At 67.8% G+C, this 26,011-nt stretch carries 26 protein-coding genes; 8 read left to right on the forward strand and 18 right to left on the reverse strand.

Features of this window, described 5'->3' with window-relative positions; translation table 11 throughout:
- Positions 1 to 11 precede the first annotated feature (11 nt).
- Both radA and disA read left to right on the forward strand, forming a co-directional pair.
- Positions 12 to 1,421: a DNA repair protein RadA gene (gene radA / locus AC5Y47_RS07330; RefSeq protein ID WP_499943249.1), complete on the forward strand. Its 1,410-nt coding sequence runs from the start codon at positions 12 to 14 to the stop codon at positions 1,419 to 1,421.
- Positions 1,422 to 1,451: 30 nt separating this feature from the next.
- Positions 1,452 to 2,528: a DNA integrity scanning diadenylate cyclase DisA gene (gene disA, locus AC5Y47_RS07335; RefSeq protein ID WP_499943250.1), complete on the forward strand. Its 1,077-nt coding sequence runs from the start codon at positions 1,452 to 1,454 to the stop codon at positions 2,526 to 2,528.
- A gap of 301 nt (positions 2,529 to 2,829) precedes the next feature.
- Here the strand turns inward: disA and AC5Y47_RS07340 are convergent, their stop codons facing one another.
- Entirely contained in the window at positions 2,830 to 3,627 is a 798-nt protein-coding gene (locus AC5Y47_RS07340) for a hypothetical protein (RefSeq protein WP_499943251.1), read from the reverse strand.
- Between the two features lie 103 nt (positions 3,628 to 3,730).
- Positions 3,731 to 4,369 (reverse strand): carbonic anhydrase, encoded by a 639-nt coding sequence (locus AC5Y47_RS07345; RefSeq protein ID WP_499943252.1) that lies wholly within the window; start codon positions 4,367 to 4,369, stop codon positions 3,731 to 3,733.
- Between AC5Y47_RS07345 and AC5Y47_RS07350 the strand changes: the two genes are divergently transcribed.
- Entirely contained in the window at positions 4,368 to 5,279 is a 912-nt protein-coding gene (locus tag AC5Y47_RS07350) for an iron-sulfur binding domain-containing protein (protein ID WP_499943253.1), read from the forward strand. The genes AC5Y47_RS07345 and AC5Y47_RS07350 overlap by 2 nt on opposite strands.
- On the opposite strand, the gene AC5Y47_RS07355 is transcribed toward AC5Y47_RS07350, so the two are convergent.
- A complete protein-coding gene (locus AC5Y47_RS07355; RefSeq protein ID WP_499943254.1) occupies positions 5,233 to 6,027 on the reverse strand; it encodes an alpha/beta fold hydrolase in 795 nt (264 codons plus the stop codon). The genes AC5Y47_RS07350 and AC5Y47_RS07355 overlap by 47 nt on opposite strands.
- 23 nt (positions 6,028 to 6,050) lie before the next feature.
- Between AC5Y47_RS07355 and mhuD the strand changes: the two genes are divergently transcribed.
- Positions 6,051 to 6,368 (forward strand): mycobilin-forming heme oxygenase MhuD, encoded by a 318-nt coding sequence (gene mhuD, locus AC5Y47_RS07360; protein ID WP_499943255.1) that lies wholly within the window; start codon positions 6,051 to 6,053, stop codon positions 6,366 to 6,368.
- On the forward strand, positions 6,343 to 7,698 hold the full coding sequence (locus AC5Y47_RS07365; protein WP_499943256.1) for a serine hydrolase: 1,356 nt from the start codon (positions 6,343 to 6,345) through the stop codon (positions 7,696 to 7,698). Before mhuD ends, AC5Y47_RS07365 begins: the two co-directional genes overlap by 26 nt.
- A gap of 102 nt (positions 7,699 to 7,800) precedes the next feature.
- Here AC5Y47_RS07365 and clpC1 read toward each other — a convergent pair whose 3' ends face one another.
- The 15 genes from clpC1 to AC5Y47_RS07440 all read right to left on the reverse strand — a co-directional run bounded on the left by clpC1 (position 7,801) and on the right by AC5Y47_RS07440 (position 22,767).
- Positions 7,801 to 10,326 (reverse strand): ATP-dependent protease ATP-binding subunit ClpC, encoded by a 2,526-nt coding sequence (gene clpC1 / locus AC5Y47_RS07370; RefSeq protein ID WP_499943257.1) that lies wholly within the window; start codon positions 10,324 to 10,326, stop codon positions 7,801 to 7,803.
- Positions 10,327 to 10,625: 299 nt separating this feature from the next.
- The gene (lsr2, locus tag AC5Y47_RS07375) at positions 10,626 to 10,964 is read right to left on the reverse strand and encodes a histone-like nucleoid-structuring protein Lsr2 (protein ID WP_499943258.1); all 339 of its coding nucleotides are present in this window, start codon (positions 10,962 to 10,964) and stop codon (positions 10,626 to 10,628) included.
- Between the two features lie 113 nt (positions 10,965 to 11,077).
- Positions 11,078 to 12,589 (reverse strand): lysine--tRNA ligase, encoded by a 1,512-nt coding sequence (lysS, locus tag AC5Y47_RS07380; RefSeq protein WP_499943259.1) that lies wholly within the window; start codon positions 12,587 to 12,589, stop codon positions 11,078 to 11,080.
- Between the two features lie 38 nt (positions 12,590 to 12,627).
- Positions 12,628 to 13,446: a type III pantothenate kinase gene (locus tag AC5Y47_RS07385; RefSeq protein ID WP_499943260.1), complete on the reverse strand. Its 819-nt coding sequence runs from the start codon at positions 13,444 to 13,446 to the stop codon at positions 12,628 to 12,630.
- A gap of 2 nt (positions 13,447 to 13,448) precedes the next feature.
- Positions 13,449 to 13,868 (reverse strand): aspartate 1-decarboxylase, encoded by a 420-nt coding sequence (panD, locus tag AC5Y47_RS07390; RefSeq protein WP_499943261.1) that lies wholly within the window; start codon positions 13,866 to 13,868, stop codon positions 13,449 to 13,451.
- Complete coding sequence (panC, locus tag AC5Y47_RS07395) at positions 13,868 to 14,797, reverse strand: pantoate--beta-alanine ligase (protein ID WP_499943262.1); 930 nt, start codon at positions 14,795 to 14,797, stop codon at positions 13,868 to 13,870. Before panC ends, panD begins: the two co-directional genes overlap by 1 nt.
- Positions 14,794 to 15,705: a Rossmann-like and DUF2520 domain-containing protein gene (locus AC5Y47_RS07400; protein ID WP_499943263.1), complete on the reverse strand. Its 912-nt coding sequence runs from the start codon at positions 15,703 to 15,705 to the stop codon at positions 14,794 to 14,796. Before AC5Y47_RS07400 ends, panC begins: the two co-directional genes overlap by 4 nt.
- A 99-nt stretch (positions 15,706 to 15,804) precedes the next feature.
- Positions 15,805 to 17,037, reverse strand: a complete 1,233-nt coding sequence (locus AC5Y47_RS07405; protein ID WP_499943264.1) for a DUF6779 domain-containing protein — start codon at positions 17,035 to 17,037, stop codon at positions 15,805 to 15,807.
- Between the two features lie 77 nt (positions 17,038 to 17,114).
- Complete coding sequence (locus tag AC5Y47_RS07410; protein WP_499943265.1) at positions 17,115 to 17,594, reverse strand: DUF3180 domain-containing protein; 480 nt, start codon at positions 17,592 to 17,594, stop codon at positions 17,115 to 17,117.
- Entirely contained in the window at positions 17,594 to 18,121 is a 528-nt protein-coding gene (gene folK / locus AC5Y47_RS07415; RefSeq protein WP_499943266.1) for a 2-amino-4-hydroxy-6-hydroxymethyldihydropteridine diphosphokinase, read from the reverse strand. The genes AC5Y47_RS07410 and folK overlap by 1 nt, the downstream gene beginning before the upstream one ends.
- A complete protein-coding gene (gene folB / locus AC5Y47_RS07420; RefSeq protein ID WP_499943267.1) occupies positions 18,121 to 18,510 on the reverse strand; it encodes a dihydroneopterin aldolase in 390 nt (129 codons plus the stop codon). Before folB ends, folK begins: the two co-directional genes overlap by 1 nt.
- Positions 18,503 to 19,333, reverse strand: coding sequence for a dihydropteroate synthase (folP, locus tag AC5Y47_RS07425; protein ID WP_499943268.1), 831 nt, complete (start codon positions 19,331 to 19,333; stop codon positions 18,503 to 18,505). Before folP ends, folB begins: the two co-directional genes overlap by 8 nt.
- Positions 19,330 to 19,932, reverse strand: coding sequence for a GTP cyclohydrolase I FolE (gene folE, locus AC5Y47_RS07430; RefSeq protein ID WP_499943269.1), 603 nt, complete (start codon positions 19,930 to 19,932; stop codon positions 19,330 to 19,332). Before folE ends, folP begins: the two co-directional genes overlap by 4 nt.
- Positions 19,933 to 19,947: 15 nt before the next feature.
- A complete protein-coding gene (gene ftsH, locus AC5Y47_RS07435) occupies positions 19,948 to 22,173 on the reverse strand; it encodes an ATP-dependent zinc metalloprotease FtsH (protein WP_499943270.1) in 2,226 nt (741 codons plus the stop codon).
- 180 nt (positions 22,174 to 22,353) lie between these two features.
- Complete coding sequence (locus AC5Y47_RS07440; protein WP_499943271.1) at positions 22,354 to 22,767, reverse strand: VOC family protein; 414 nt, start codon at positions 22,765 to 22,767, stop codon at positions 22,354 to 22,356.
- Positions 22,768 to 22,840: 73 nt separating this feature from the next.
- Here AC5Y47_RS07440 and AC5Y47_RS07445 point away from each other — a divergent pair, with 73 nt between their 5' ends.
- Genes AC5Y47_RS07445 through AC5Y47_RS07455 form a run of 3 tightly spaced genes read left to right on the forward strand, consistent with a single transcriptional unit; the run spans position 22,841 to position 26,000 of the window.
- The gene (locus AC5Y47_RS07445; protein WP_499943272.1) at positions 22,841 to 23,806 is read left to right on the forward strand and encodes an alpha/beta fold hydrolase; all 966 of its coding nucleotides are present in this window, start codon (positions 22,841 to 22,843) and stop codon (positions 23,804 to 23,806) included.
- Entirely contained in the window at positions 23,803 to 24,990 is a 1,188-nt protein-coding gene (locus AC5Y47_RS07450) for an LLM class flavin-dependent oxidoreductase (protein WP_499943273.1), read from the forward strand. Before AC5Y47_RS07445 ends, AC5Y47_RS07450 begins: the two co-directional genes overlap by 4 nt.
- Positions 24,990 to 26,000, forward strand: coding sequence for a zinc-binding dehydrogenase (locus AC5Y47_RS07455; protein ID WP_499943274.1), 1,011 nt, complete (start codon positions 24,990 to 24,992; stop codon positions 25,998 to 26,000). The genes AC5Y47_RS07450 and AC5Y47_RS07455 overlap by 1 nt, the downstream gene beginning before the upstream one ends.
- Positions 26,001 to 26,011: the final 11 nt, after the last annotated feature.

Below are 26,011 nucleotides of genomic sequence, written 5' to 3' on the forward strand. Positions count from 1 at the left end.
CGGTCACGTTCGTGGCCAACGCACGTTCGCAATACCGCTGCTCGGAATGCAGCCATGTCAGCGCCAAATGGGTGGGACGCTGCCTGGACTGCGGTAGCTGGGGCACGGTTGAAGAAGTCGCGGTGCTGGCCGCGGTCGGTGCCGGCCGGCGCTCGCCGGCGCCGTCCTCGCGGGCGGTGCCGATCAGTTCAGTCGAGGCCGATACGAGTCGGCACCGATCGACCGGGGTCGACGAACTCGACCGGGTACTGGGCGGTGGTGTCGTCGCCGGGTCGGTGACGCTGCTGGCCGGTGAGCCCGGGGTGGGCAAGTCCACCCTGCTGCTCGAGGTCGCCCACCGGTGGGCACAGCGCGGACAACGCGCCCTGTACATCTCCGGTGAGGAATCCGCCGGCCAGGTGCGGCTGCGGGCGGATCGGATCGGCTGCGGCGATGACGAGGTCTATCTGGCCGCCGAATCCGACCTGCACACGGTTCTGCAGCACGTCGAAACGGTGCGGCCGGCGCTGGTCATCGTCGACTCGGTGCAGACGATGTCGACCAGCGAAGCCGACGGCGTCGCCGGCGGGGTAACCCAGGTGCGTGCGGTGACGGCGGCGCTGACCGCCGTCGCCAAGACCAAGGGTGTCCCGATGATCCTGGTCGGGCACGTCACCAAGGACGGCGCGATCGCCGGTCCGCGCTCGCTGGAGCACCTGGTCGACGTGGTCCTGCATTTCGAGGGCGACCGCAACAGTTCGCTGCGCATGGTCCGCGGTATCAAGAACCGGTTCGGCGCCGCCGACGAGGTCGGTTGTTTCCTGTTGCACGACAACGGAATCGAAGGCGTCGCCGACCCGTCGCACCTGTTCCTGGACCAGCGGCCGACACCGGTGCCCGGCACCGCGATCACGGTGACGCTGGACGGAAAACGCCCGCTGATCGGGGAAGTCCAGGCCCTGCTGGCCGAGCCGAACGGCGGTTCGCCCCGCCGGGCCGTCAGCGGTATCGACCATTCCCGGGCCGCGATGATCACCGCCGTGCTGGAAAAGCACGGCAAGCTGAAACTCGGCGCCGTCGAGATCTACCTGTCCACCGTCGGCGGCATGCGGTTGACCGAACCGTCGTCGGACCTGGCGATCGCGACCGCGCTGGCGTCGGCGTGGGCCGGCCTGCCGTTGCCCACCACCGCGGTGATGATCGGCGAAGTGGGCCTGGCTGGTGACCTGCGCCGGGTGCACGGCATGGAGCGGCGGCTGGCCGAAGCCGCCCGCCAGGGATTCAACGTCGCGTTGATTCCGCCGGGTTGCGCCGCCGTCCCGGCCGGAATGCGGGCCTTGACCGCGGCCACCATCCGCGAGGCGCTGCACCACATCGTCGACATCGCCGACCATCACAGCTTCGAGCCGCCGCCGCTCCAACAGCTCGACGGCACCGGATAGGGGTCCCGCCCAGCCGCCTGGCGTAGCAGAATGCTCGCTGTGACTCGTCCGACCCTGCGTGAGGCCGTTGCCCGCCTGGCCCCCGGCACCGGGCTGCGCGACGGCCTGGAACGCATCCTGCGTGGCCGCACCGGCGCCCTGATCGTGCTCGGTCACGACGAGAGCGTCGAGGCCATCTGCGACGGCGGCTTCTCGCTGGACGTGCGCTACGCCCCGACCCGGCTGCGTGAACTATCCAAGATGGACGGCGCCGTCGTGCTGTCCACCGACGGCAGCCGCATCGTGCGGGCCAACGTGCAGCTGGTGCCGGACCCTTCGATCCCCACCGACGAGTCGGGGACCCGGCACCGCTCGGCGGAACGGTCGGCGATCCAGACCGGCTACCCGGTGATCTCGGTCAGCCATTCGATGAACATCGTGACCGTCTACGCCGGCGGTGAGCGCCACGTGCTGACCGACTCGGCGACCATCCTGTCGCGTGCCAACCAGGCGATCGCGACCCTGGAGCGGTACAAGACCAGGCTCGACGAGGTCAGCCGGCAACTCTCCCGGGCCGAGATCGAAGACTTCGTGACGCTGCGCGACGTGATGACGGTGGTGCAGCGGCTCGAACTGGTCCGGCGCATCGGGCTGGTCATCGACAACGACGCCGTTGAGCTGGGCACCGACGGGCGCCAGTTGCGGCTGCAGCTCGAGGAACTGCTGGGCGGCAACGACACCGCCCGCGATCTGATCGTGCGCGACTACCACGCCAGCCCCGAGCCACCGGCCGAGGCGCAGATCGCCGCCACGCTTGCCGAGCTGGATGCGCTGTCGGACACCGACCTGCTCGAACTCACCGCACTGGCCAAGGTCTTCGGGTATCCGACGACAGCCGAGGCCCAGGATCAGGCGCTGAGCCCGCGCGGCTACCGCGCCATGGACGGCATCCCCCGACTGCAGTTCGCCCACGTCGACCTGCTGGTCCGATCGTTCGGAACGCTGCAGGGGCTACTGGCGGCCAGCGCCAACGACCTGCAATCCGTCGACGGCATCGGCGCGATGTGGGCCCGGCACGTGCGCGAGGGGCTCTCGCAACTGGCCGAGTCGACCATCGCCGATCACTAGGGCCCTGCCACGGCATGTCTGACGAACGGGTCGGAAACACCCAGAGGACGGTTCCCCGCGGGCAGGGTAAGGGCGTTCTGGCTGCTCCACTACTTCGAGTGTGAATCCTTGGCTTTGCGTGTGAAGCGACGGCTTTCGGAGTGAGCCGACGGTGGGAAAAACGGCGAAATCCCGCCAAGGCTTCACCCGCAAGGCCCAGTCTTCACACTCAAAGCCCAGCTTTCACACTCAAAGCCCGGCTTTCACGCTCAACGCCCAGGCGTCCCGCTGAACGCCCAAGTTCACCCGAACGCGGCAGCGATCAGCCGCCCGTCGGCGGGGCCTCCGGCATCGGCGCCTGAGCGGGTCCCGGCGCGGGCGCCGGACCGGGCGGCTGCGGCGGCTGGTTCAGTACGAACGGGACCGGCTGCGAGCGCAGGTTCCCCAGCTGCACGACCAGGTTGTAGGTGCCCGGTCCGATCGCCGGCCGCGGCAACGGGCACTTCGGCGCGGACCCCATCCCGGTCCAGGTCACCGCGGTGGTCACCTGCTCACCCGGGGTGAAGGTCTTTACCAGCGTCTCGTTGGACGGCGCGCAGTCCAGGTTGGACCACAGCCGCTTGTTGTCCAGCGAGTAGACGTAGGCGGCGAGCACCGCGGCGCCGACGTCGCGCTTGCAGGACACCAGACCGATGTTGGTGACGACCATCGTGAACTTGGGCTGGTCACCGATGTAGTACTGCGGCGAGTTGGTCAGCCCCTTGACCGCCAGCGTCGAATCCGGGCAGTCGTCGCCCTCCTTCAGAACCGGCGGCGGTTGCACCGCGGCGGTCGGCGTCGGCGCCTCCGGGTTCACCGTCCCCGGCGGCGCACCCGGGGCGGGCGCCCCGGTCTGTCCGGCCGGCTGTGGCGCGCCGGGCGCTTGGGGCGCGTTCGACCCCAGGTTCCCTTGCGCCGTGGTGCCCTTGTCGGCCGGCTTCGCTCCGGCGTCACTACTGACGAATGCGATGACGATGGCGACGGCTATCCCGATCGCGACAACCGCGATGCCCAGGGCAAGTCCCCTGCGCCGCCAGTAGATCTCGGTGGGTAGCGGGCCTCGCGGTTCCAGATCCAGCACATTTACACGGTAGGGCCAGGTCACGCAGACGCGTCCGACCCGCGTCGGCGTGTCGCGCGGTTAACCGGTCGACGGCCGTGTTAGTAGCCGCACCGCACTGCCGTCAGGCGGACTTGCTTTCTGGCTCAGCTCCGATGTCACCCTCGGTGTGGACCAACTCCGCGCGTCCTTCGGCCAGGCGGTAGGTGACGCCGGCTATTCCCAACACGCCGTCCGCCACACGCTTGGCGATGATCGTCGAACGCTCCATCAGCTGCGCCGCGGTCTCGCGTACGTGCCGCTCCTCGAATTCGTCGACCCGGGTCAGTCCGTCGCGGCGGCCCAACAACACCGTCGTCACGACCCGCTCCACCAGGTCCCGCACGAAACCGGATTGGATCTCACCGTCGTCGGCTGCGCTCAGTGCGGCTTTGACGGCACCGCAGCTGTCATGGCCGAGGATCACGATCAGCGGCACTTCCAGGACCGCCACCGCGTACTCGATGGAGCCCAGCACTGCCGCGTCGATGGCTTGCCCGGCCGTGCGAACCACGAACACGTCTCCGAGACCCTGGTCGAAGATCAACTCGGCGGCGACCCGGCTGTCCGAACAGCCGAAGATGACCGCTGTCGGCTTCTGGCCGGTGGCCAGCCCGGCCCGGTACTCGATGCTTTGGCTGGGGTGCTCGGGCTTCCCGGCGACGAATCGCTCGTTACCCTCTTTGAGTGCTTTCCAGGCGCTTACGGGGTTGCTGTTCGGCATGCCAGACATTCTGCCGGAAGGACTCGTGACCGTCTCGCCCCACATACCAGTCACAAATGTGCTGGCCTGGTACGACAGCTCCAGCCGCGACCTGCCGTGGCGGCAGCCCGGCGTCAGCGCCTGGCAGATCCTGGTCAGCGAATTCATGCTGCAGCAGACGCCGGTCGCCCGGGTCCTGCCGATCTGGACGGACTGGGTACGGCGTTGGCCCACCCCGTCGGCCACCGCGGCCGCCACCGCCGCCGATGTGCTGCGGGCGTGGGGCAAATTGGGTTACCCGAGGCGGGCCAAGCGACTGCACGAGTGCGCCGTCGTCATCGCCCGTGACCATGGCGACGTGGTTCCCGACGACGTCGAAACGCTGTTGGCGTTGCCGGGGGTGGGCAGCTACACCGCGCGGGCGGTGGCCTGCTTCGCCTATCGCCAGCGGGTGCCGGTGGTGGACACCAACGTTCGCCGCGTAGTGGCCCGCGCTGTCCACGGCCGCGCCGACGCGGGTTCGCCGTCGGCGACCCGCGACCACGCCGACGTGCTCGAGCTGTTGCCGGATGACGAACGGGCGCCGACGTTTTCGGTGGCGATGATGGAGTTGGGTGCGACGGTGTGCACCGCCCGGGCGCCCAAGTGCGGGATGTGCCCGCTCGGGGAATGCGCCTGGCGACGTGCCGGCTACCCGCCGGCCGCCGGCCCGGCCAAGCGCGTTCAAACCTATGCCGGGACCGATCGCCAAGTCCGGGGGCGGCTGCTGGATGTGTTGCGCGCCAAGGACTCTCCGGCGACCCGGGCCGAGCTGGACGTGGCGTGGCTTTCCGACACCGCCCAGCGGGACCGGGCACTGTTCTCGTTGCTCGCCGACGGACTGGTCACGCAGACGTCGGACGGCCGGTTCGCGCTGGCCGGCGAGGAGTAGCCAGGAAGGATTCGACGGCACGCCGGTAAACCTCCGGGGCGTCGTCGTGAATAAGGTGGCCGGCGCCAGGGACATGCAGATATGTTGTCGCAACGGTTGATTCGTGCATCTGGCGCATCTGCCCGGGCGGTGTCACCGAGTTGCCGGCCTCGATCAGCAGTACCGGTGAACGCACGGCCCGCCACTGTGCCCAGTAGTCGCGCAGACCCCACTGCGCGGCGATCTCTATCCACCGCTGGGTGTGACCGTGCAATCGCCAACCGGTCTCGGTACGGTCGAAGGCTTCCAGGAAGTACTGTCCGGCAACAGGTCCGAACTCGGCGAATACCTGTTCGGGAGAATGGAATTCGACGGGCAGGGCGTGCAGCCACGGCTCCCAAGGGCCGGTGGTACGCCCGACGAAGTCCGGGGCCATGTCCTCGACTACCAGCGCGTCGACCAGCTCGGGATGTTCGGCGGCCAGACACCAGGAATGCAGTGCGCCCATCGAATGCCCGATGAGCGTCACCGGCACACCCAAACCGGTGACTGCCTCCCCGAGATCGGCCACGAACCGCTCGGTGCTGATCGGATAGGGGTCGTCGACGTCCCGGCCCCGGTGCCACGGCGCGTCGTAGGTGTACACCGCGCCCAATCGGGTGAGCCACGGCAACTGGCGCGTCCAGGTGGTGCCCCGGCCCATCAGCCCGTGCACGAGGACCAACGGTCTGCCCTGGCCGCCGCGGTGGGTCAGCAGATCGGTGGGCACGGGTGGCACGGTAACCTAACGGCATGCCAGTGGTGAAGATCAACGCAATCGAGGTGCCCGCCGACGCTGGCCCTGAGCTGGAGAAGCGGTTCGCGCACCGCGCCCACGCGGTGGAGAACTCGCCCGGTTTCCTCGGCTTCCAGCTGCTGCGTCCGGTCAAGGGTGAGGACCGCTACTTCGTGGTGACGCACTGGGAGTCCGACGAAGCGTTCCAGGCGTGGGCGAGCGGACCTGCCATTCAAGCCCACGCCGGAATGAACAAGAACCCGGTGGCCACCGGTGCTTCGCTGCTGGAATTCGAGGTCGTGCTCGACGTTGCCGGGAACGTACAGGCTCAGTAGTCGGCGCCGAGTCGCGGCGCTGAGCGCCGTGGCCGCGCTGGTGGTGACGTTGACGCCTGGGTGCGCTCCGTCGCCGACACCCGCCGCGAACGCGGCGAACCCCGGGCACCGCATCGACACCACTACCCCGCCCGGGCTGCGTGCCCAGCAGACCATGGACATGCTCAATTCCGACTGGCCGATCGGCCCGGTCGGGGTGGCCACCCTGGCCGCGCCGGAAAAGGTCGACTCGGTGGAAGCGACCATGGAAGGACTCTGGTGGGACCGGCCGTTCACCTTGGCCGGCGTGGACATCGGCGCCAGCGTGGCCACCCTGCACCTGATCTCGTCCTACGGTGCGCGACAAGACATCCGGATTCACACCGACGACGGTGGCTGGGTCGACCGGTTCGACCTCGAGACCCAACCGCCGCCGCCGATCACCGCCTGGCCGGATATCGATGCGGTGCTGAGCAAGACCGGCGCCCGCTACTCCTATCAGGTGGCGAAGATCGACAACGGTCAGTGCGTCCGGGTGGCGGGCGCCAACACCGGCGAATCGCTGCCGTTGGCTTCCATTTTCAAGTTGTACGTCCTGCACGCACTCGCCGTGGCCGTCAAGCGCGGCACCGTCTCCTGGGACGACCAGTTGACGGTGACCACGAAAAGCAAAGCCGTCGGGTCGTCCGGCCTGGAGCTGGCACCCGGCGATCACGTCTCGGTGCGAACCGCGGCCGAGAAGATGATCGCCACCAGTGACAACATGGCCACCGATCTACTGATCGGCCGGATGGGCACGCAAGCCGTCGAAGAGGCGCTGGTCACCGCCGGGCACCACGATCCGGCCAGCATGACCCCGTTTCCGACCATGTACGAGCTGTTCTCGGTCGGCTGGGGCCAGCCCGATGTCCGGGAGCGTTGGAAGAAGGCGTCCCAGCAGGAGCGCGCCGCAATGCTGACGCAGGCGAATTCGACTCCCTACCAACCGGATCCAACTCGGGCCCACACTCCGGCCTCGGCCTACGGCGCCGAATGGTACGGGACCGCCGAGGACATCTGCCGGGTACATGTGGCGCTGCAGGCCGACGCCGTCGGCACCGCCGCACCCGTGCGGCAGATCCTGTCCGCCGTGGCCGGCATCCAGCTGGACCGCAACGTGTGGCCCTACATCGGCGCGAAAGCTGGTGGGCTGCCGGGAGATTTGACGTTCAGCTGGTATGCCGTCGACAAGACCGGACAACCGTTCGTGGTGAGCTTCCAGTTGAACTGGCCCCGCGACCACGGGCCGACGGTGACCAGCTGGATGCTGCAGGTCGCCAAGCGCGCCTTCGCGCTGATCGAACCGCGCTGATATAGATCGCCGAGCAGTCCCCCGCAAGCGGGAGGTGCCCCCAGCAAAAGCCCCTCATTTCGGCAGGAAATGGGGGCTTTTGCGTCTGCTCGGCGAAACCGGCTACTCCGGCGCGCTGTGCGCTCCAGCCTTGGCCAGGTCCGGCTCGGTCGGCTTGCGGGTCCCGGTGAACGTGAACTTCGCGTCCTCGCCGGCGCTTTCGCCGTCCCAGTTGTCGACGTCGACGGTGACGATCTGGCCCGGACCGATCTCCTCGAACAGGATCTTCTCCGAGAGCTGGTCCTCGATCTCGCGCTGGATGGTGCGCCGCAGCGGACGCGCACCCAGCACCGGGTCGAAGCCGCGCTTGGCCAGCAGTGCCTTGGCCTTGTCGGTCAGCTCCATCGACATGTCCTTGGTCTTGAGCTGCTTGCCGACCCGCTCGATCATCAGGTCGACCATCTGGATGATCTCGTCGCGAGTCAACTGGTGGAAGACGATGATGTCGTCGATGCGGTTGAGGAACTCCGGGCGGAAGTGCTTCTTCAGCTCGTCGTTGACCTTCTGCTTCATCCGCTCGTAGTTGTTGTCCCCACCGCTCTGGCTGAACCCGAGCCCGACCGGCTTGGAGATGTCCGAGGTGCCCAGGTTCGAGGTGAAGATCAGCACGGTGTTCTTGAAGTCCACCGTGCGGCCCTGACCGTCGGTGAGCCGGCCGTCCTCGAGGACCTGCAACAGGCTGTTGTAGATCTCCTGGTGGGCCTTCTCGATCTCATCGAAGAGAACAACTGAGAACGGCTTCCTTCTCACCTTCTCGGTGAGCTGGCCGCCCTCCTCGTAGCCGACGTACCCGGGCGGGGCACCGAACAGCCGCGACGCGGTGAAGCGGTCGTGGAACTCGCCCATGTCGATCTGGATGAGCGCGTCGTCGTCGCCGAACAGGAAGTTGGCCAGCGCCTTGGACAGCTCGGTCTTACCGACGCCGGACGGGCCGGCGAAGATGAACGAACCCGACGGGCGCTTGGGGTCTTTCAGCCCGGCACGGGTACGGCGGATCGCCTTCGAAACGGCCTTGACGGCGTCGACCTGGCCGATGATCCGCTTGTGGATCTCGTCCTCCATGCGCAGCAGCCGGGTGGTCTCGGCCTCGGTGAGCTTGAACACCGGGATGCCGGTCCAGTTGCCCAGCACCTCGGCGATCTCGTTGTCGTCCACCTCGGCGACCACGTCCATGTCGCCTGAGCGCCACTGCTTTTCGCGCTCGGCCCGCTGCGCGACCAGTTGCTTCTCCCGGTCCCGCAGGCTCGCGGCCTTCTCGAAGTCCTGGGCGTCGATCGCCGATTCCTTCTCCCGGCGCGCCTCGGCGATCTTCTCGTCGAACTCGCGCAGGTCTGGCGGCGCGGTCATCCGGCGGATCCGCATCCGCGCCCCCGCCTCATCGATCAGGTCGATCGCCTTGTCCGGCAGGAACCGGTCGTTGATGTAACGGTCCGCCAGGGTGGCGGCAGCCACGATCGCGGAGTCGCTGATCGACACCCGGTGGTGCGCCTCGTAGCGGTCCCGCAGACCCTTGAGGATCTCGATGGTGTGCGCCACCGTCGGCTCGCCGACCTGCACCGGCTGGAAGCGGCGCTCCAGGGCGGCGTCCTTCTCGATGTACTTGCGGTACTCGTCGAGCGTGGTGGCGCCGATGGTCTGCAGCTCGCCGCGGGCCAGCTTGGGCTTGAGGATGCTGGCCGCGTCGATCGCGCCCTCCGCGGCACCGGCACCGACCAGCGTGTGCAGCTCGTCGATGAACAGGATGATGTCGCCGCGGGTGTTGATCTCCTTGAGCACCTTCTTCAGGCGTTCCTCGAAGTCACCGCGGTAGCGCGAACCGGCGACCAGCGAACCCAGGTCCAGGGTGTAGAGCTGCTTGTCCTTGAGCGTCTCAGGGACTTCGCCGTGCACGATGGCCTGGGCCAGCCCCTCAACGACGGCGGTCTTGCCGACACCGGGCTCGCCGATCAGCACCGGGTTGTTCTTGGTGCGGCGGCTCAGCACCTGCATAACCCGCTCGATTTCCTTCTCCCGGCCGATGACCGGGTCGAGCTTGCCTTCCATGGCGGCGGCGGTCAGGTTGCGGCCGAACTGGTCGAGGACCAGCGACGTCGAGGGCGAACCGGACTCCCCGCCGCGGCCACCGGTGCCGGCCTCGGCGGCCTCCTTGCCCTGGTAGCCGCTCAGCAACTGGATCACCTGCTGACGCACCCGAGTCAGCTCGGCACCCAACTTGACCAGCACCTGCGCCGCCACGCCCTCACCCTCGCGGATCAGGCCCAGCAGGATGTGTTCGGTGCCGATGTAGTTGTGGCCCAGCTGCAACGCCTCGCGCAGGCTCAGCTCGAGGACCTTCTTGGCCCTGGGAGTGAACGGGATGTGCCCGGACGGTGCCTGCTGGCCTTGGCCGATGATCTCCTCGACCTGGCTGCGCACGCCTTCCAGCGAGATGCCCAGGGACTCCAGTGACTTGGCTGCGACGCCTTCGCCTTCGTGGATGAGACCCAGCAGGATGTGTTCAGTCCCGATGTAGTTGTGGTTGAGCATCCTGGCCTCTTCTTGAGCCAGAACGACGACCCTGCGGGCACGGTCGGTAAAACGTTCAAACATCGGTTATTACCTGCTCTCCCTCACCATCGGTACTCCGTCCCGAAACGACGACACCCTGTCTTCGTTCGACCCAGCCGGCACAGGGGCCGACGTCGCGTACCTTCCGTCCACTCTAATGGTCGGCCCGCCGCGGTACTAACCTCGCGGTACGCAGCGACACCGAAGCACAAAGGGGATAACGCAAAAGGACGTCCATGCGTTTCCGCGAATGCCCGCCGATCGGTTCGCCGCAAGCGAAAAGCAAAAAAATCCGGCGCTCAGGCCTGGGGCCCGGACGCCGGATCAAGCGTGTCGTGCGGTTAGGTTGCGGCGTGGAAGGCGTCGATGACGTCGGCCGGGATACGGCCGCGGGTCGACACGTTGTGCCCGTTGCGGCGCGCCCATTCACGGATCGCGGCGCTCTGTTCGCGGTCGATGGCGCCGCGGCCCCGTCCGGTACCCGAACGACCGCGCCGCCTGCCCCCGACCCGGCGCCCGGCAGCCACCCAGCCCTTCAGGTCGTTGCGCAGTTTCGCCGCATTTTTACTCGAAAGGTCGATCTCATAGGTCACCCCGTCAAGCCCGAATTCAACCGTTTCGTCGGCGGCGCCGGCACCGTCGAAATCATCGACCAAGGTGACGGTCACTTTCTTCGCCATTGGCTTACCCTCACGTTTCTTCGTGTGCTGTTACAGATCCAGTTCGGATAGACTCCCCGGAACTAATCTGCCATAAGAACCTCAAATACTCAATCCGGCACAACTCCGCCAGTTCAGTTGGAGTGCGGCCGAACAATCGGGAACAAAACGGTCTCCCTAATTGACAGCCCGGTCAAACACATCAACAACCGATCGATACCCATTCCCGTTCCGGTGCAAGGGGGCATACCGAACTCCAGAGCGGCGAGAAAATCCTCGTCGAGAAGCATCGCCTCGTCGTCGCCGGCGGCCGCCGCACGCGCTTGATCAGCGAATCTCTCCCGCTGCACCACCGGGTCGTTCAATTCCGAGTAACCGGTGGCCAGCTCGACGCCGTGCAGGTATAAGTCCCACTTCTCGGTGACCCCGGCAATACTGCGGTGCTGGCGGGTCAAAGGTGTGGTCTCGACGGGGAAATCCCTGACAAATGTGGGTGCGGTCAAGCTCTTGCCGACCGCGTGTTCCCAAAGTTCTTCGACGAGTTTGCCGTGCCCAAAACCCCGGTCGTCGGGAATCTCCACGTCTAGCCGAGCCGCGATCGCACGCAGACTGCCAACCGAAGTATCGGGTGTGATCTCTTCCCCGAGTGCGTCGGAGAGTGAGAAATACATCTCAAGAGTTGCCCATTCTCCGTCGATGTTGTACACGCTGCCATCTGGCATCGGAAGTTCTCTGGTGCCGATCGCCTCGTCGGCCACCTCTTGAATAAGTTCCCTAGTGACGACCGCCGAATCGTCATAGGTGCCGTAGGTCTGGTAGGTCTCCAGCATTGAGAATTCCGGCGAATGGGTGGAATCGGTTCCTTCGTTTCGGAACACTCGATTTAGTTCGAAGACCTTGTCAAAACCGCCGACGATGCAGCGCTTGAGGAACAGTTCCGGAGCGATCCGCAAGTAAAGATCGATGTCGAGCGCATTGGAATGGGTGACGAAGGGCCGCGCCGCCGCGCCCCCGGCCAACGTCTGCAAGATCGGCGTTTCGACTTCGAGGAACCCGCGGCGTTCCAGCGCATTCCTGATCGCGCGGATGACCGCGATCCGCTGCCGGGCCACGTCGCGCGCTTGCGGGCGCACGATCAGGTCGACGTAGCGCTGCCGGACCCGCGCCTCCTCGCTCATCTCTTTGTGCGCGACGGGCAACGGCCGCAGTGACTTGGCGGCCATCCGCCAGGAATCGGCCAGCACCGACAATTCGCCGCGCCGTGAACTGATCACCGTGCCGTGCACGTACACGATGTCGCCCAGGTCCACGTCAGCCTTCCAGGCATCCAGCGAGGCCTGTCCGACCTTGTCCAGGCTGACCATCGCCTGCAGCTGGGTTCCGTCGCCGTCTTGGAGCGTCGCGAAGCACAGTTTTCCGGTGTTGCGCGCGAACACCACACGCCCGGCGACACCGACGACGTCCTCGGTCGCGGTGTCGGTGGGCAGGTCGGGGTAGGCGGCCCGGATCTCGGCAAGCGTGTGCGTGCGATCAATCGCCACCGGATAGGGGTCGTGCCCGTCGGCCAACAGCCGAGCCCGCTTGTCCCGACGAATCCGGAATTGTTCGGGAAGGTCCGCGGCGGCGTCTTGATCGGGGGAACTCACGACGTGCCAGCTTAAATGAACTCGCGCCGTCGTTCGCTTCAGCGTGCGGACTTCAGCCGGCCGCGCTGGGCATCCCGGTTGCGTTCGAAGACCAGCCGCAGTCCGTCCAGGGTCAGGTGCTGGTCGTAGTGCTCGACGGTGTGCAGTTCGGGGAGCAGCAGCGGCGCGGTGTGGCCGGTGGCGACCACGGCGACGTCGTCGTCGGCGGAGAAACCCTTGACATCGTCGCGGATCCGGCCGACCAGTCCGTCGACCAGTCCCGCGAAACCGAACACCGCGCCGGACTGCATGCATTCCACGGTGTTCTTGCCGATCACCGACCGGGGCCGGGCCAGTTCTACCCGCCGCAGCGCCGCCGAGCGCGCCGCGGCCGCGTCCGAGGAGACCTGCACGCCGGGCGCGATGGCGCCCCCGAGGAACTCGCCCTTGGCCGACACCACGTCCACGCAGATCGAGGAGCCGAAGTCGACGACGATCGCGGCTTTGCCGAACTTGCTGAATGCCGCCAGGCAGTTGACGATTCGGTCGGCACCCACTTCCTTGGGATTGTCGACCAACAACGGGATCCCGGTGCGGACCCCGGGCTCGATCAGCACGTGCGGCACCGACGGCCAGTACTGCTCGAGCATGATCCGCACCTCGTGCAAGACCGAGGGAACGGTGGACAGCGCCGCGGCACCGGTGAGTCGCTCGGCGTCCTCACCGACCAGGCCGTCGATGGTGAGCGCGAGTTCATCCGCGGTGACTTCGGACTCAGTGCGAATCCGCCACTGCTGCACGACTTTCGCGTGTTCCTTCGCGCCGGACAGCAGGCCGACGACGGTGTGGGTGTTGCGGACGTCGATCGCCAGCAGCACGGTTATCGCACACCGATCCGCGGGTCGAGCAGTTCGTCCACGCCGTCGGGCACGAAGGCCGGGTCGTGGCCGAGGTCGATCTGCTTGTTCGCCGCGTCGACGAACACGATCCGCGGTTGGTAGGCGCGCGCCTCGGCGTCCTCCATGGTGCCGTAGGCGATCAGGATGACCAGGTCGCCCGGATGCACGAGATGTGCTGCGGCGCCGTTGATTCCGATGACGCCGCTACCGCGTTCGCCGGTGATCGCATAGGTCACCAGCCGGGCGCCGTTGTCGATGTCGACGATGGTGACCTGTTCGCCCTCGAGCAGGTCCGCGGCGTCCATCAGGTCGGCGTCGATGGTCACCGATCCCACGTAGTGCAGGTCGGCCTGGGTGACGGTGGCGCGGTGGATCTTCGACTTCAGCATTGTCCGTAACATCAGTTCCTCCAATGTGATTGGGTGTGCCCGTCCGACCCGGGGGTGCCGGCGGGATGACCGATTTGGATTGCGACGTTGTCAAGTAGTCGGGTGGCGCCGAGCCGCGCGGCGACCAGCAGGCGTCCGGATCCGCCGGTGGGCACCGGACCCAGTTCGGTGTCGCGCAGCTGCAGGTAGTCGACGACCAGGCCCGGCGTCGCGTCCAGAACGGCGCGCGCCGCCTCCAGGGCAGCCTGCACACCGTCGCCGGCGGCGTGGGCGCCGGCCGTCAGCGCCGCCGAAAGTGCCACGGCCAGTTCACGTTGCGCCGGGTCCAGGTAACGGTTGCGCGACGACATCGCCAGGCCGTCGGCCTCCCGCACGGTAGGCACGCCGACCACCTGCACGTCGACGTTGAGGTCGGCGACCATCTGCCGGACCAGTACCAGTTGCTGGTAGTCCTTCTCGCCGAAGAAGACGCGATCCGGGCGCACGATCTGCAGCAGTTTCAGCACGACGGTCAACATCCCGGCGAAATGCGTTGGCCGCGCGGCGCCTTCGAGCTCGGCGGCGAGCGGGCCGGGCTGCACCGTGGTGCGCATGCCGTCGGGGTACATCGCCGTCGCGTTCGGCGCGAACACGACTTCCACACCCTCGGTCTGCAACAGCGCGACGTCCTGATCGAGGGTGCGGGGGTAGGCGTCGAGGTCTTCGTTGGCGCCGAACTGCAACGGGTTGACGAAGATCGACACCGCGACCACCGAACCCGGCACCCGCTTGGCGGCGCGCACCAGGGTCAGGTGACCGTCGTGCAGCGCTCCCATGGTCGGCACCAACATGATTCGTCGCCCGGTGTGCCGCAGCGCGCGGGTGACATCGGAGACGTCCCGCGGTGTTTCGTAGACGTTGAGTTGGCCTCGGTCGAACGTCGGCGCCTTCTTGGACCTCATCGCGCCAACACCTCGACAACGGCCGCAGGGGCATGGGCGCGCTGCGCGGTCCGCAGCGCATTCACCCGATAGGCCTGCGCCAGTTGCGGATCCGCGGCTTCCAATGCCCGCAGATGCCCGGCTACGGCGGCGGCATCACCGCGGGCGACGGGCCCGGTGAGCGCCGCCTGCCCGCGCTGCAGGGTGTTCTCCAGCGCCGCGCGCGCCAATGGCCCGACGATGCGTTCGGCGATGCCGCCCGGCTGGTCGTCGACGCGTTCCGCGCCGAGCAGTTCGTCGCCTCGCACCGCGGCCCGCAATGCCTCGAGCGCGTCGGCCAGTACCGTCACCAAGTGGTTGGCGGCGTGGGCCAGCGCGGCGTGATAAAGAACACGTGCGTCCTCGGGCACAGCGAACGGCTCGCCACCCATTTCCAGCACCAGCGACTGACCGATGGCATAACCCACCTCGTCGGCTGCGGTGATACCGAAACAGGTGTCGGGCAACCGGACGATGTCCTCGTCGGAGCCGGTGAACGTCATCGCCGGGTGGATGGCCAGCGGTATGCAACCTTGCGCGGTCAGCGGCGCCAGGATCGCCACGCCGTTGGCTCCGGAGGTGTGCGCCACCATCGTCCCGGGCCGCACCGCCGACGTAGCGGCCAAGCCGGATACCAGACCGGGCAACTCGCTGTCGGGGACCGCCAATAACAGCAGCTCAGCGTTGGCAGCGACGTCCGGTGGCGGCAGCACCCGGGTATCGGGCAATCGTCGCTGCGCCCGCTGCAGCGAGGCGTGGGAGATGGCGCTGCACGCGACCACGACGTGGTCGGCGCGCTCCAGCGCGACCCCCAGCGCGGTGCCCACCCGGCCGGCGGAGATGATTCCCACCTTGAGCCTGGCCGGGCGCAAACCGTCGAACTGCCCCATCGCAGACGACCTCACAGAGTTATTCGTTCGTTCCAGTCCCGCGGCGCGGGTACCGGACGGTCACTAAGACTGTAGTCGATCCACCGGCGGGACCCCAGTTCATCCCTCGCGGCGACGACGCCGTCCGCCCCCGCCGGGCTGGACCTGTAGCCGCGCCATCAGGTCGGCCACCGTCTGCCCGGCGGCGTGCCGCTCGGCTTCAGCAGGTTGCTCGTTTTCCTCCTCGGCGCTGCGATGCCGAGGCGCCGGCGCGGGGGGTTCGGGTTGCTCGGGGGGAGCCGACGGGATCTCCTCGACAGCGCTTTCGGCCGGACGCGCGAAACTACCCACACCGAACTCGCGATATTCCTCGGAGTGGCGCGACCGCGACCGGCGACCCCCGTACTGGGGCGGCTCGTCGACCTGGGCCACCGGTGGCGCCGCGTCCTCAGCATCGTCCCGGCGTCGCCGGCGCCCGCCCGACGACGCGGGGGCAGCGGGTTCTTCGGGGGACACCCAGTTGCTGCCGGGCGCGCCGGGCGGCAACCACTGGCCTTCCGCCGCGACCGGTTGCCACGGCTGCGGCTGTTGTGCTGGTGGAGCGGGTTGCGGCTGCGGCTGTGCTGGTGGAGGGGGCCGGTGCCGCGGCCCGAGGAACGGCTCGGGAGGTGGGGGCGGCGCCGGGGGCGCATACTCGCGCGCCGGCTCAGGACGCGGCGGCAGGAGCGGTTCCTCGGGCACGTCGATGATCGCCGTGTCGTCGGTGCGGGCGATCCGCTCGTCCCGTCGCACTGCGGTGACGCGGTCGCTGGTCACCCAGTCGGCCGGCGGGAGGTCACCGTGTTGGGCGCCGTTGGGGGCTCGATCGGTCAAGGCCCGGGCGCCGTCTCGGCCCAGGGTTTCCAGCGCGGGTCGCTGCTCGAGGTCGGTGTCGAACAGGATCTCCAGGTTGGTGCGCAACGAGGCCAGTTCGGCCCGCAGCGCCGCGATTTCGTCGGCGGCCTGCGCGTGGATCTCGGCAGCCAGTTCGCGGCGCAGCTGCGACTCCACCGTCAGCTCGTACTCCCGGCGCGCCGATATCTCCCGATCCAACTGAAGGTCGTACACGAGTTTCATGTCCCGGGCTCTGGCCTGGTCCGCCTCAGCCTGCCGGCGGTACAGCACCGACACGAAAGCGCCGGCGACAGCGGCCCACAGCGCCAGGATCACAGCTAGCTTGAGAAGTTCCACGCGATCGGTGAAAACCAGTGCGGAACTGGCCCCGATGGCCAGCACCAGCAACGTCGTCAAGAGCACCCACCCCGGCCTGCGGCCGCCGCGCCGGACCCGGGCGCCGCGGGACAGAACGGTCATGGCCCCTGACTGTACCGGGCGAGGTCACTTGGCGTGTCGCGCCAGTCCGGCGATTCTCGCGCCGAGTTGCCGCGCGGCTAGGTCTCGGCTCCCTCGCCGTGCTCGGCCGGATCCTGCGGTGGGGACTTGCAGCAATGTTGCAACCACAGCGCCGCGACGATCAGGGCCAGCGCGCTGACGGCGGCCACCACGGCACCGGCGGTGTCCTCGGCGGCCGCCCGCATCCACGACATTCGCGGCAGAAAATAGACCAGTACCCCCAGCCACCAACCCAGCACCAGCGCACCCACCCACGCCGACGCCTTGGCCACCACCACGCTGCGCGCCACCGCCAGCGGATGCAGCCGGCCGGGTCCGTCCCCGATCTCGCCGTCGTCGATCTTGGTGCGCACGAAGCGGCCCCATCGCCATTCGGCGAACGCCACCACCAGCAGCGAGATGCCCGTCCACAACGTGATCGGGGGGAACCACCGGTACAGCGCGTTGATAAGCAGGTAACCCACCACGGCGGCACCGAGCACCAGGATGCTCAGGTCACGTTTGCGGGTGGGTCCCATCAGCGTTCCAGCGTCAACGACGTCGGTCGCACACCGGCCCGGTCGGCGGGTTCGAGTTCCGCGAGCAGCTTCGCGACGGGCTGCGGCCCGCCGGCGAGCGTCAGCTCGGCTTCGGGATCGACATCCAGCCAGGGGATCAACACGAACGCCCGCAGATGCGCATGCGGGTGGGGCAACGTCAACTCGCTCCGACTGCTCAGCACTTCGCTCGGGCCGTCGTAGCAGGTGATCAGGTCGACGTCGAGAGTGCGTGGCCCCCAGCGCAGTTCGCGTACCCGTCCGGCGGCGTGCTCGAGTTCTTGCGCGTGGCGTAGCCAGCCGTACGCATCGCGGCCCGGATCGTCGGCGATCACCACCGCGTTGAGGAACGGGCCCTGGTCCACCCCGCCCCACGGATCGGCTTCGTAGACCGGAGACACCGCCACCAGCGTCGATCCGGGCGCGTCGCCGAGTCCGTCCACCACCGACTGCAGCCGGGCCAGCCGGTCGCCCAGGTTGGATCCGATCGAGAGCACCACGCGCGACATCAGACCGGGATCACCGAACCTCGACCGCCGCGGCGCGACCGCCGGGTCACCACCGCCACGTCGTCGAAACTCTGCGCGATGGGCGCCTGCGGCTTGTGCACGGTCACCTCCACGGCATGCACGCGCTCGTCGGTGATCACTTCCTCGGCGATCTGCGCCCCGACGGTTTCGATCAGGTTCCGGGCGGTTCCGCCGACCACGTCGGCGGCCAACTGGGCCAGCACGCTGTAGTCGTAGGTGTCGGTCAGTTCGTCGCTGGCCGCGGCGCGAGCGAGGTCGATCCACACGGTGATGTCGACGACGAAGTCCTGGCCCTCGCGCCGCTCATGTTCGAACACACCGTGATGACCACGAATCCGCAAGCCGCGCAACTCGATTCGATCAGCCATCGGACACCCCCTGCCAGGCCGCGACCACCTTGAGCGCGTCGACCGAAGCGCGCACGTCGTGCACCCGGACACCCCACGCCCCGTGCAGGGCGGCCAGCGCCGAGATCACCGCGGTCGCCGTCTCGCGGCCGTCCGGCGGGCGGGGGACGCCGTCGGGGCCGGCCAGCAGCGTCCCGAGGAAACGCTTGCGGGAGGCCCCGACCAGCACCGGCACCCCGGTGGCGACCAACTCCGACAAACCGTGCAGCAGCGCCCAATTGTGTTGTCCGGTCTTGGCGAATCCCAGTCCGGGGTCGATCACCAGCTTGCCCGGGTCGACGCCGGCGGCCACCGCGTCGTCGACGCTGGACAGCAGGTCTGCGCGCACGTCGGCCACCACGTCCCGGTAGTCCGGGACCTGATGCGGATGTTGCGCCGACACGGGCCGCCAGTGCATCAACACCCACGGCACCTTCGCCTCGGCCAGCAGGGGCGCCATCGCCGGGTCGGCCCGCCCGCCGGACACGTCGTTGACGAGCTGAGCGCCGTTCTCCAGCGCCACCCGGGCGACCTGCGCGTGCATGGTATCGATACTGACCGTGATGCCTTGCGCGGCAAGCTCTTTGACCACGGGGACGACGCGGTGGGCCTCGACGTCCGGTGCCACGCGCGTGGCGCCGGGGCGCGTCGACTCGCCGCCGACGTCGACGATCTCCGCGCCTTGAGCGGCCAGCGCCAGACCGTGCTCCACGGCGCCACCGACCTCGAGGTAGCGGCCACCGTCGGAGAACGAGTCATCGGTGACGTTGAGCACCCCCATCACCTGCACCGGCGCCGAATTCACTTGCGCAGAATGAGATCGAGCGCCTCGGCTCGAGAGGCGGCGTCGGTCTTGAACTGACCCCGCACCGCCGACGTCGTGGTGATCGCGCCCGGCTTGCGCACGCCGCGCATCGCCATGCACAGGTGCTCGGCCTCGACGACCACGATCACGCCGCGCGGATCCAGCTTGCGCACCAGGGCGTCGGCGATCTGGCTGGTGAGCCGTTCCTGGACCTGCGGACGCTTGGCGTACAGATCGACCAGCCGGGCGATCTTCGACAGACCGGTGACGCGCCCGTCCTCCCCGGGGATGTAGCCGACATGGGCCACACCGTGAAAGGACACCAGATGGTGTTCGCAGGTGGAGTACATCGGTATCTCCTTGACGATCACCAGTTCGTCATGGTCTTCGTCGAACATGGCGTTGAGCACCGAGCCCGGATCGGTGTAGAGGCCGGCGAAGATCTCCCGGTAGGCCCGGACGACGCGAGCTGGGGTGTCCCGCAAGCCGTTTCGGTCCGGGTCCTCACCGATTGCGAACAGCAGCTCGCGGACGGCGGCCTCGGCTCGGGATTGGTCGAACTCCCGCACCCGGTCTGTTCTGGAATCCAGCTGCGTCATCGAAGCCTCCGTTATTCAGCCGTGGGCCGGCGGGTTGGACCGGGTCACGTCTTGCTCGTGCCGATCGGACTCGTCGGGATCCGTCTTGGTATCCGGGCTGGGATAACTGGGTGCTGGCTGCGGACGATTGGGCGATTTGGGCGGCCACCCGGGCGCGTGCCAGCCGGCCGGCGCGCCGTAGTCGGGCTGGGTGGGGCCGGGCGCACCGTTGGCGGCCTTGTCGCCGTTTCCCTGCGCTTCGGCGCCGGCCTCCTCGGCGGCCTTGCTGGCGCGGGCGATGGCCGCCTTGAACGCCGGCTCGGGAACCGGCTGCGGCCACGGCTCGCCGCGCTCGATCGCCAACTCGCCGGGAGTTTTGATCGGCGGCTTGTCCGACGGGATCCGGCCACCGAAATCGTCGAACATGGTCAGCCGGGGCCGCTTTTCGACGTCGCCGAAGATCGCCTCCAGCTCGGGGCGGTGCAGGGTCTCCTTCTCCAGCAGCTCGCCGGCCAGGATGTCCAGCACGTCGCGGTACTCGGTGAGGATCTCCCACGCCTCGGTGTGCGCCGCCTCGATCAGCTTGCGCACCTCTTCGTCGATGGCGCCGGCGACCTCGTGCGAATAGTCCGGCTGCGAACCCATCGTCCGGCCCAGGAACGGATCGCCGTGTTCGGTGCCGTACTTCACCGCTCCCAGACGGGCGCTCATGCCGTACTCGGTGACCATCGCCCGGGCGACCTTGGTCGCCTGCTCGATGTCGGAGACGGCGCCGGTGGTCGGCTCGCGGAACACCAGTTCCTCCGCGGCCCGGCCGCCCATCGCGAACACCAGCTGGGCGATCATCTCCGAGCGGGTCCGCAGGCCCTTGTCCTCTTCCGGGACGGCGACCGCGTGCCCCCCGGTGCGGCCGCGGGCCAGGATCGTCACCTTGTAGACGGGGTCGATGTCGGGCATCGCCCAGGCGGCCAGGGTGTGACCGCCCTCGTGGTAGGCGGTGATCTTCTTCTCGTGCTCGCTGATGATGCGGCCTTTGCGGCGTGGACCGCCGATGACCCGGTCGACGGCTTCTTCCAGCGCGGGGCCGGTGATCACGGTGCCGTTCTCGCGGGCGGTCAACAGCGCCGCCTCGTTCACGACGTTGGCCAGGTCGGCGCCGGTCATGCCGACGGTCCGTTTGGCCAGCCCGTCCAGGTCGGCGTCGTCGGCGATCGGCTTGCCCTTGGAGTGCACCCGCAGCACCGCGCGCCGGCCCGCCAGGTCGGGGTTGGACACCGGGATCTGCCGGTCGAACCGGCCGGGGCGCAGCAGGGCGGGGTCGAGGATGTCGGGCCGGTTGGTGGCCGCGATCAGGATGACGCCGGCACGGTCGCCGAAGCCGTCCATCTCGACCAGCAGCTGGTTGAGGGTCTGCTCGCGTTCGTCGTGGCCACCGCCCAGTCCGGCGCCGCGCTGGCGGCCGACGGCGTCGATCTCGTCGACGAAGATGATGCACGGACTGTTCTGTTTGGCCTGCTCGAACAGATCCCGGACGCGCGAGGCGCCGACGCCGACGAACATCTCGACGAAATCGGATCCGGAGATGGTGAAGAACGGGACGCCTGCCTCTCCCGCTACCGCGCGGGCCAGCAGGGTCTTGCCGGTGCCGGGCGGACCGTAGAGCAGCACCCCCTTGGGGATCTTGGCGCCGAGGGCCTGATATCTGCTGGGGTTCTGCAGGAAGTCCTTGATCTCGTAGAGCTCCTCGACCGCCTCGTCGACGCCGGCGACGTCGGCGAACGTGGTCTTGGGCATGTCCTTGGACATCTGTTTGGCGCGCGACTTGCCGAAGCCGAAGCCCATCCGCGCCCCGCCCTGCATGCGGGAGAACATCACGAACAGGCCCACCAGCAACAACAGCGGCAGCACGTAGACCAGCAGCTCGCCGATCAGGCTGCCCTCGTTGACGACGGTGGCCACCTTGGCGTTCTTGGCGCTGAGCGCCTTGAAGAGGTCGACACCGTAACCGGTGGGGAATTTGGTGATGATCTTGTCGGAGTTCTCGGTGTCGCCGTTGCCCTTCTTCAGGGTCAGGCGCAACTGTTGTTCCCGGTCGTCGATCTGCGCGCTCTTGACGTTGTCGCTGTTGATCTGGGCCATCGCCACCGAGGTGTCGACGGGCTGGTAACCGCGGGTGTCGTCGCTGAAGTAGAAAAACGACCAGCCGAGCAGCACCAACACGGCGATCGCCGTTAGTGTGCGGATCACGTTTTTACGGTTCATCAATCATCGGCCGCGTCGGCCAGGTCCTTCCCGATACGCACGCTGGAAGTGTCCAGGTTACCGCGTAGCTAACGAGCGGAAGTTCCCGATGGCGTCGATATCGCCGGGCCGGCGAACGTCACTCTAGCGTGACGCTCGGTCGCGACGGCCACGCTGGCGGGACGCTCGACGCTCCAGAAGTCAGTCGTAGTAGCGCGCTTCGACGACATTGCCGTCGGGATCGGCGAAGTAATACGCCTGCGGCGCCCAGCCCTGGGCGCCGAAACTGTGATTCAGGCGCGCGCTGGTGTCGATCCCCTCGTCCTGCAACCGCCGGTCCAGGGCGTCGTACTCGTCCTTGGTCATCGCCAGGCAGACGTGGTTGACGCGGTGGCCGGCGCTGCCCTCGACCTTGGTCATCGCATCGGTGACCGCCGCGCCCTGGGCCGCCATCAGGTCGATGATCGAGTCCTGCGACACCCGCACGCTCGGGAACGGCGCCTCACCGGCCCGGTACTCGTCGAACCGGAGCGGCTCCAATCCGAGCACCCTGGTGTAGAAGTCCATCGCGGCAACGGGATCTTTCGTCCAGAGCACCACGTGATCCACTCGCATGGCCACACGATAGCTACCCAGCTGCACCCTCAGTGCCCTTCTCAGCCCGATCCTGTTGTGATTTGGTGAGACGGTGGGCTCGTCAACCGAACGGTTAGTGGATACCAACGGCGTGCAGTTGCGGGTGGTCGAGGCCGGGCAACGCGGGGCACCGGTGGTGCTGTTGTGCCACGGGTTCCCGGAGCTGGCTTACTCGTGGCGACACCAGATCCCGGCCCTGGCCGACGCCGGCTATCACGTGCTGGCTCCCGACCAGCGCGGCTACGGCGGATCGTCGCGGCCCGAGGCGATCGAGGCCTACGACGTCCATCAGTTGACCGCCGACCTGGCAGGCCTGCTCGACGACGTCGGCGCCGAGCGGGCCGTCTGGGTGGGTCACGACTGGGGTGCCGCTGTGGTGTGGAACGCGCCCTTCCTGCATCCCGACCGGGTCGCCGGCGTCGCCGCCCTGAGCGTGCCCGTGACACCTCGCTCGAAAGTCGCGCCGACGCAGGCGTGGCGACGCATGGTCGGGGACAACTTCTTCTACATCCTGCATTTCCAGGAACCCGGCGTCGCCGACGCCGAACTCGACGCGGACCCGGCCCGCACGATTCGCCGGATGATGGCCGGGCTGCGGCTGTCGGACGACCACAGCGCGGGCTTGCGGATGGTGGCGCCCGGACCCGAAGGGTTCGTCGAACGACTGCCCGAGCCTGACGGGTTGCCCGGCTGGATCACCCAGGACGAACTCGACCATTACATCGGCGAATTCACCCGCACCGGCTTCACCGGCGGCTTGAACTGGTACCGCAATTTCGACCGCAACTGGGAGACCACACCCGAACTCGCCGGCGCCACCATCTCGGTGCCGTGCCTGTTCATCGGCGGAACCGCCGACCCGGTGCTGAGCTTCACCCGTGCCGACCGGGCGGCGGAAGTGGTCACCGGCCCCTACCGCGAGGTGATGCTCGACGGCGCCGGACACTGGATTCAGCAGGAACGGCCCGCAGAAGTCAACGCGGCGCTTCTCGAATTCCTCAAAGGAGTGCAATGGTGAGTGCCCCAATGCGATTCGGCGTCTTCATCACGCCCTTTCATCCGACTGGCCAATCTCCCACGGTGGCACTGCAATACGACATGGACCGGGTCGTCGCGCTGGATCGGCTGGGCTACGACGAGGCGTGGTTCGGCGAACACCATTCCGGCGGCTACGAATTGATCGCCTGCCCGGAGGTGTTCATCGCGGCGGCGGCAGAGCGGACCAGACACATCCGCCTGGGCACCGGTGTCGTCTCGCTGCCCTATCACCACCCGCTGATGGTGGCCGACCGCTGGGTGTTGTTGGATCACCTCACCCGCGGCCGGGTCATGTTCGGCACCGGACCCGGCGCGCTGCCGTCGGACGCCTACATGATGGGCATCGACCCGGTCGACCAACGGCGGATGATGCAGGAGTCGCTGGAGGCCATCCTGGCTTTGTTCCGCGCCGCACCCGAGGAACGCATCGATCGGCACACCGACTGGTTCACCCTGCGCGACGCGCAGTTGCACATCCGTCCCTACACCTGGCCGTATCCCGAGATCTCCACGGCGGCAATGATTTCGCCGTCGGGTCCGCGGCTGGCCGGTGCGTTGGGCACCTCGCTGCTGTCGCTGTCGATGTCGGTGCCCGGCGGCTACGCGGCGCTGGAGAACACCTGGGAGGTGGTGCGCGAGCAGGCCGCGAAAGTGGGCAGGGCAGAGCCCGACCGCCGCGATTGGCGGGTGTTGAGCATCATGCACATCGCCGACACCCGCGATCAGGCGATCGAGGACTGCACCTACGGGTTGATGGACTTCGCCAAGTATTTCGGGGCCGCCGGGTTCGTCCCGTTGGTCAACGAGGTCGAGGGTGCGCAGACGCCCCGCGAGTTCGTCGAAGACTATGCGGCCAAAGGGAATTGCTGTATCGGCTCGCCCGAGGATGCGATCGCCCACATCGAGGACCTGCTGGAACGCTCCGGCGGTTTCGGCACGCTGCTGCTGCTCGGCCACGACTGGGCGTCGCCGCAGGCCACCTACCATTCCTATGACCTGTTCGCCCGCAAGGTGATTCCGCACTTCAAGGGGCAACTCGAAGCACCGCGGGCCTCCCACGAATGGGCCAGGGACAAGCGCGAGGAGCTGATCGGCCGCGCCGGACAGGCCGTGGTGCAGGCCATCACCCAGCACGTCGCGGAGCAGGACGGGTCGGACAACTGATGCGCGGGTCGGTGCTGCGCGACGGACGCATGGTCTACCGCGACGATCTGCCTGATCCGGTTCCCGGACCCGGCCAGGTGCTGGTCGCGGTCAAAGCCTGCGGAATATGCGGCTCCGACCTGCATTTCGCGGCGCACGGCGGCAAGGTACTGGAGCTGAGCCGTCAGGCCGGTGACGCGGGCGGGATGGACGTCGACCTGAATCGCGACATCTTCATGGGCCACGAGTTCAGCGCGGAAGTGCTCGAATCCGGTCCCGACACCAAGACCCATCCGCCGGGAACCCTGGTCACCTCGCTGCCGGTTCTGTTGTCCGACAAGGGCGTCGAACCGATCGTGTACAGCAACACCACGCTCGGCGGGTATGCCGAGCGGATGCTGTTGTCGGCGCCGCTGCTGCTACCCATCCCCAACGGCCTGGACCTGCGGCACGCGGCGTTGACCGAACCGATGGCGGTAGGACTGCACGCGGTGAACAAGTCCGGGATCGCGGCCGACGAGGCGGCGCTGGTGCTGGGGTGCGGCCCGATCGGTATCGCGATCATCGCCGCCCTCCGGGTGCGCGGTGTCGAAAACATTGTGGCGACAGACTTTTCGCCGAAGCGCCGCGAACTGGCGGCACTGATGGGTGCTCAGCAGACCCTGGACCCGGCGCAGGGTTCCCCATTCGACGTCGTCAAGGCGGCCGTGGTGTTCGAGGCCGTCGGCGTGCCCGGAATCATCGGCGACGTGCTGCGGCGGGCCCGGCGGGGCACCCGTCTGGTGGTCGCCGGCGTCTGCATGGAGCCCGACACCATCCATCCGTTCTTCGGCACCGCCAAGGAGATCAGCATCCAGTTCTCGGTGGCCTATGACATGGAGGAATTCGCCGCCGCACTACGCGCCATCGCCGAGGGCGACATCGACGTCAGCCCCCTCGTCACCGGCGAGGTCGGACTCGATCGCGTCGGGGAAGCTTTCGACGATCTGTCCGACCCGTCGCGGCATTGCAAGATTCTGGTGATGCCCTAGCGGTTCATGTC

This window comes from Mycobacterium sp. NGS22 (assembly GCF_059813095.1).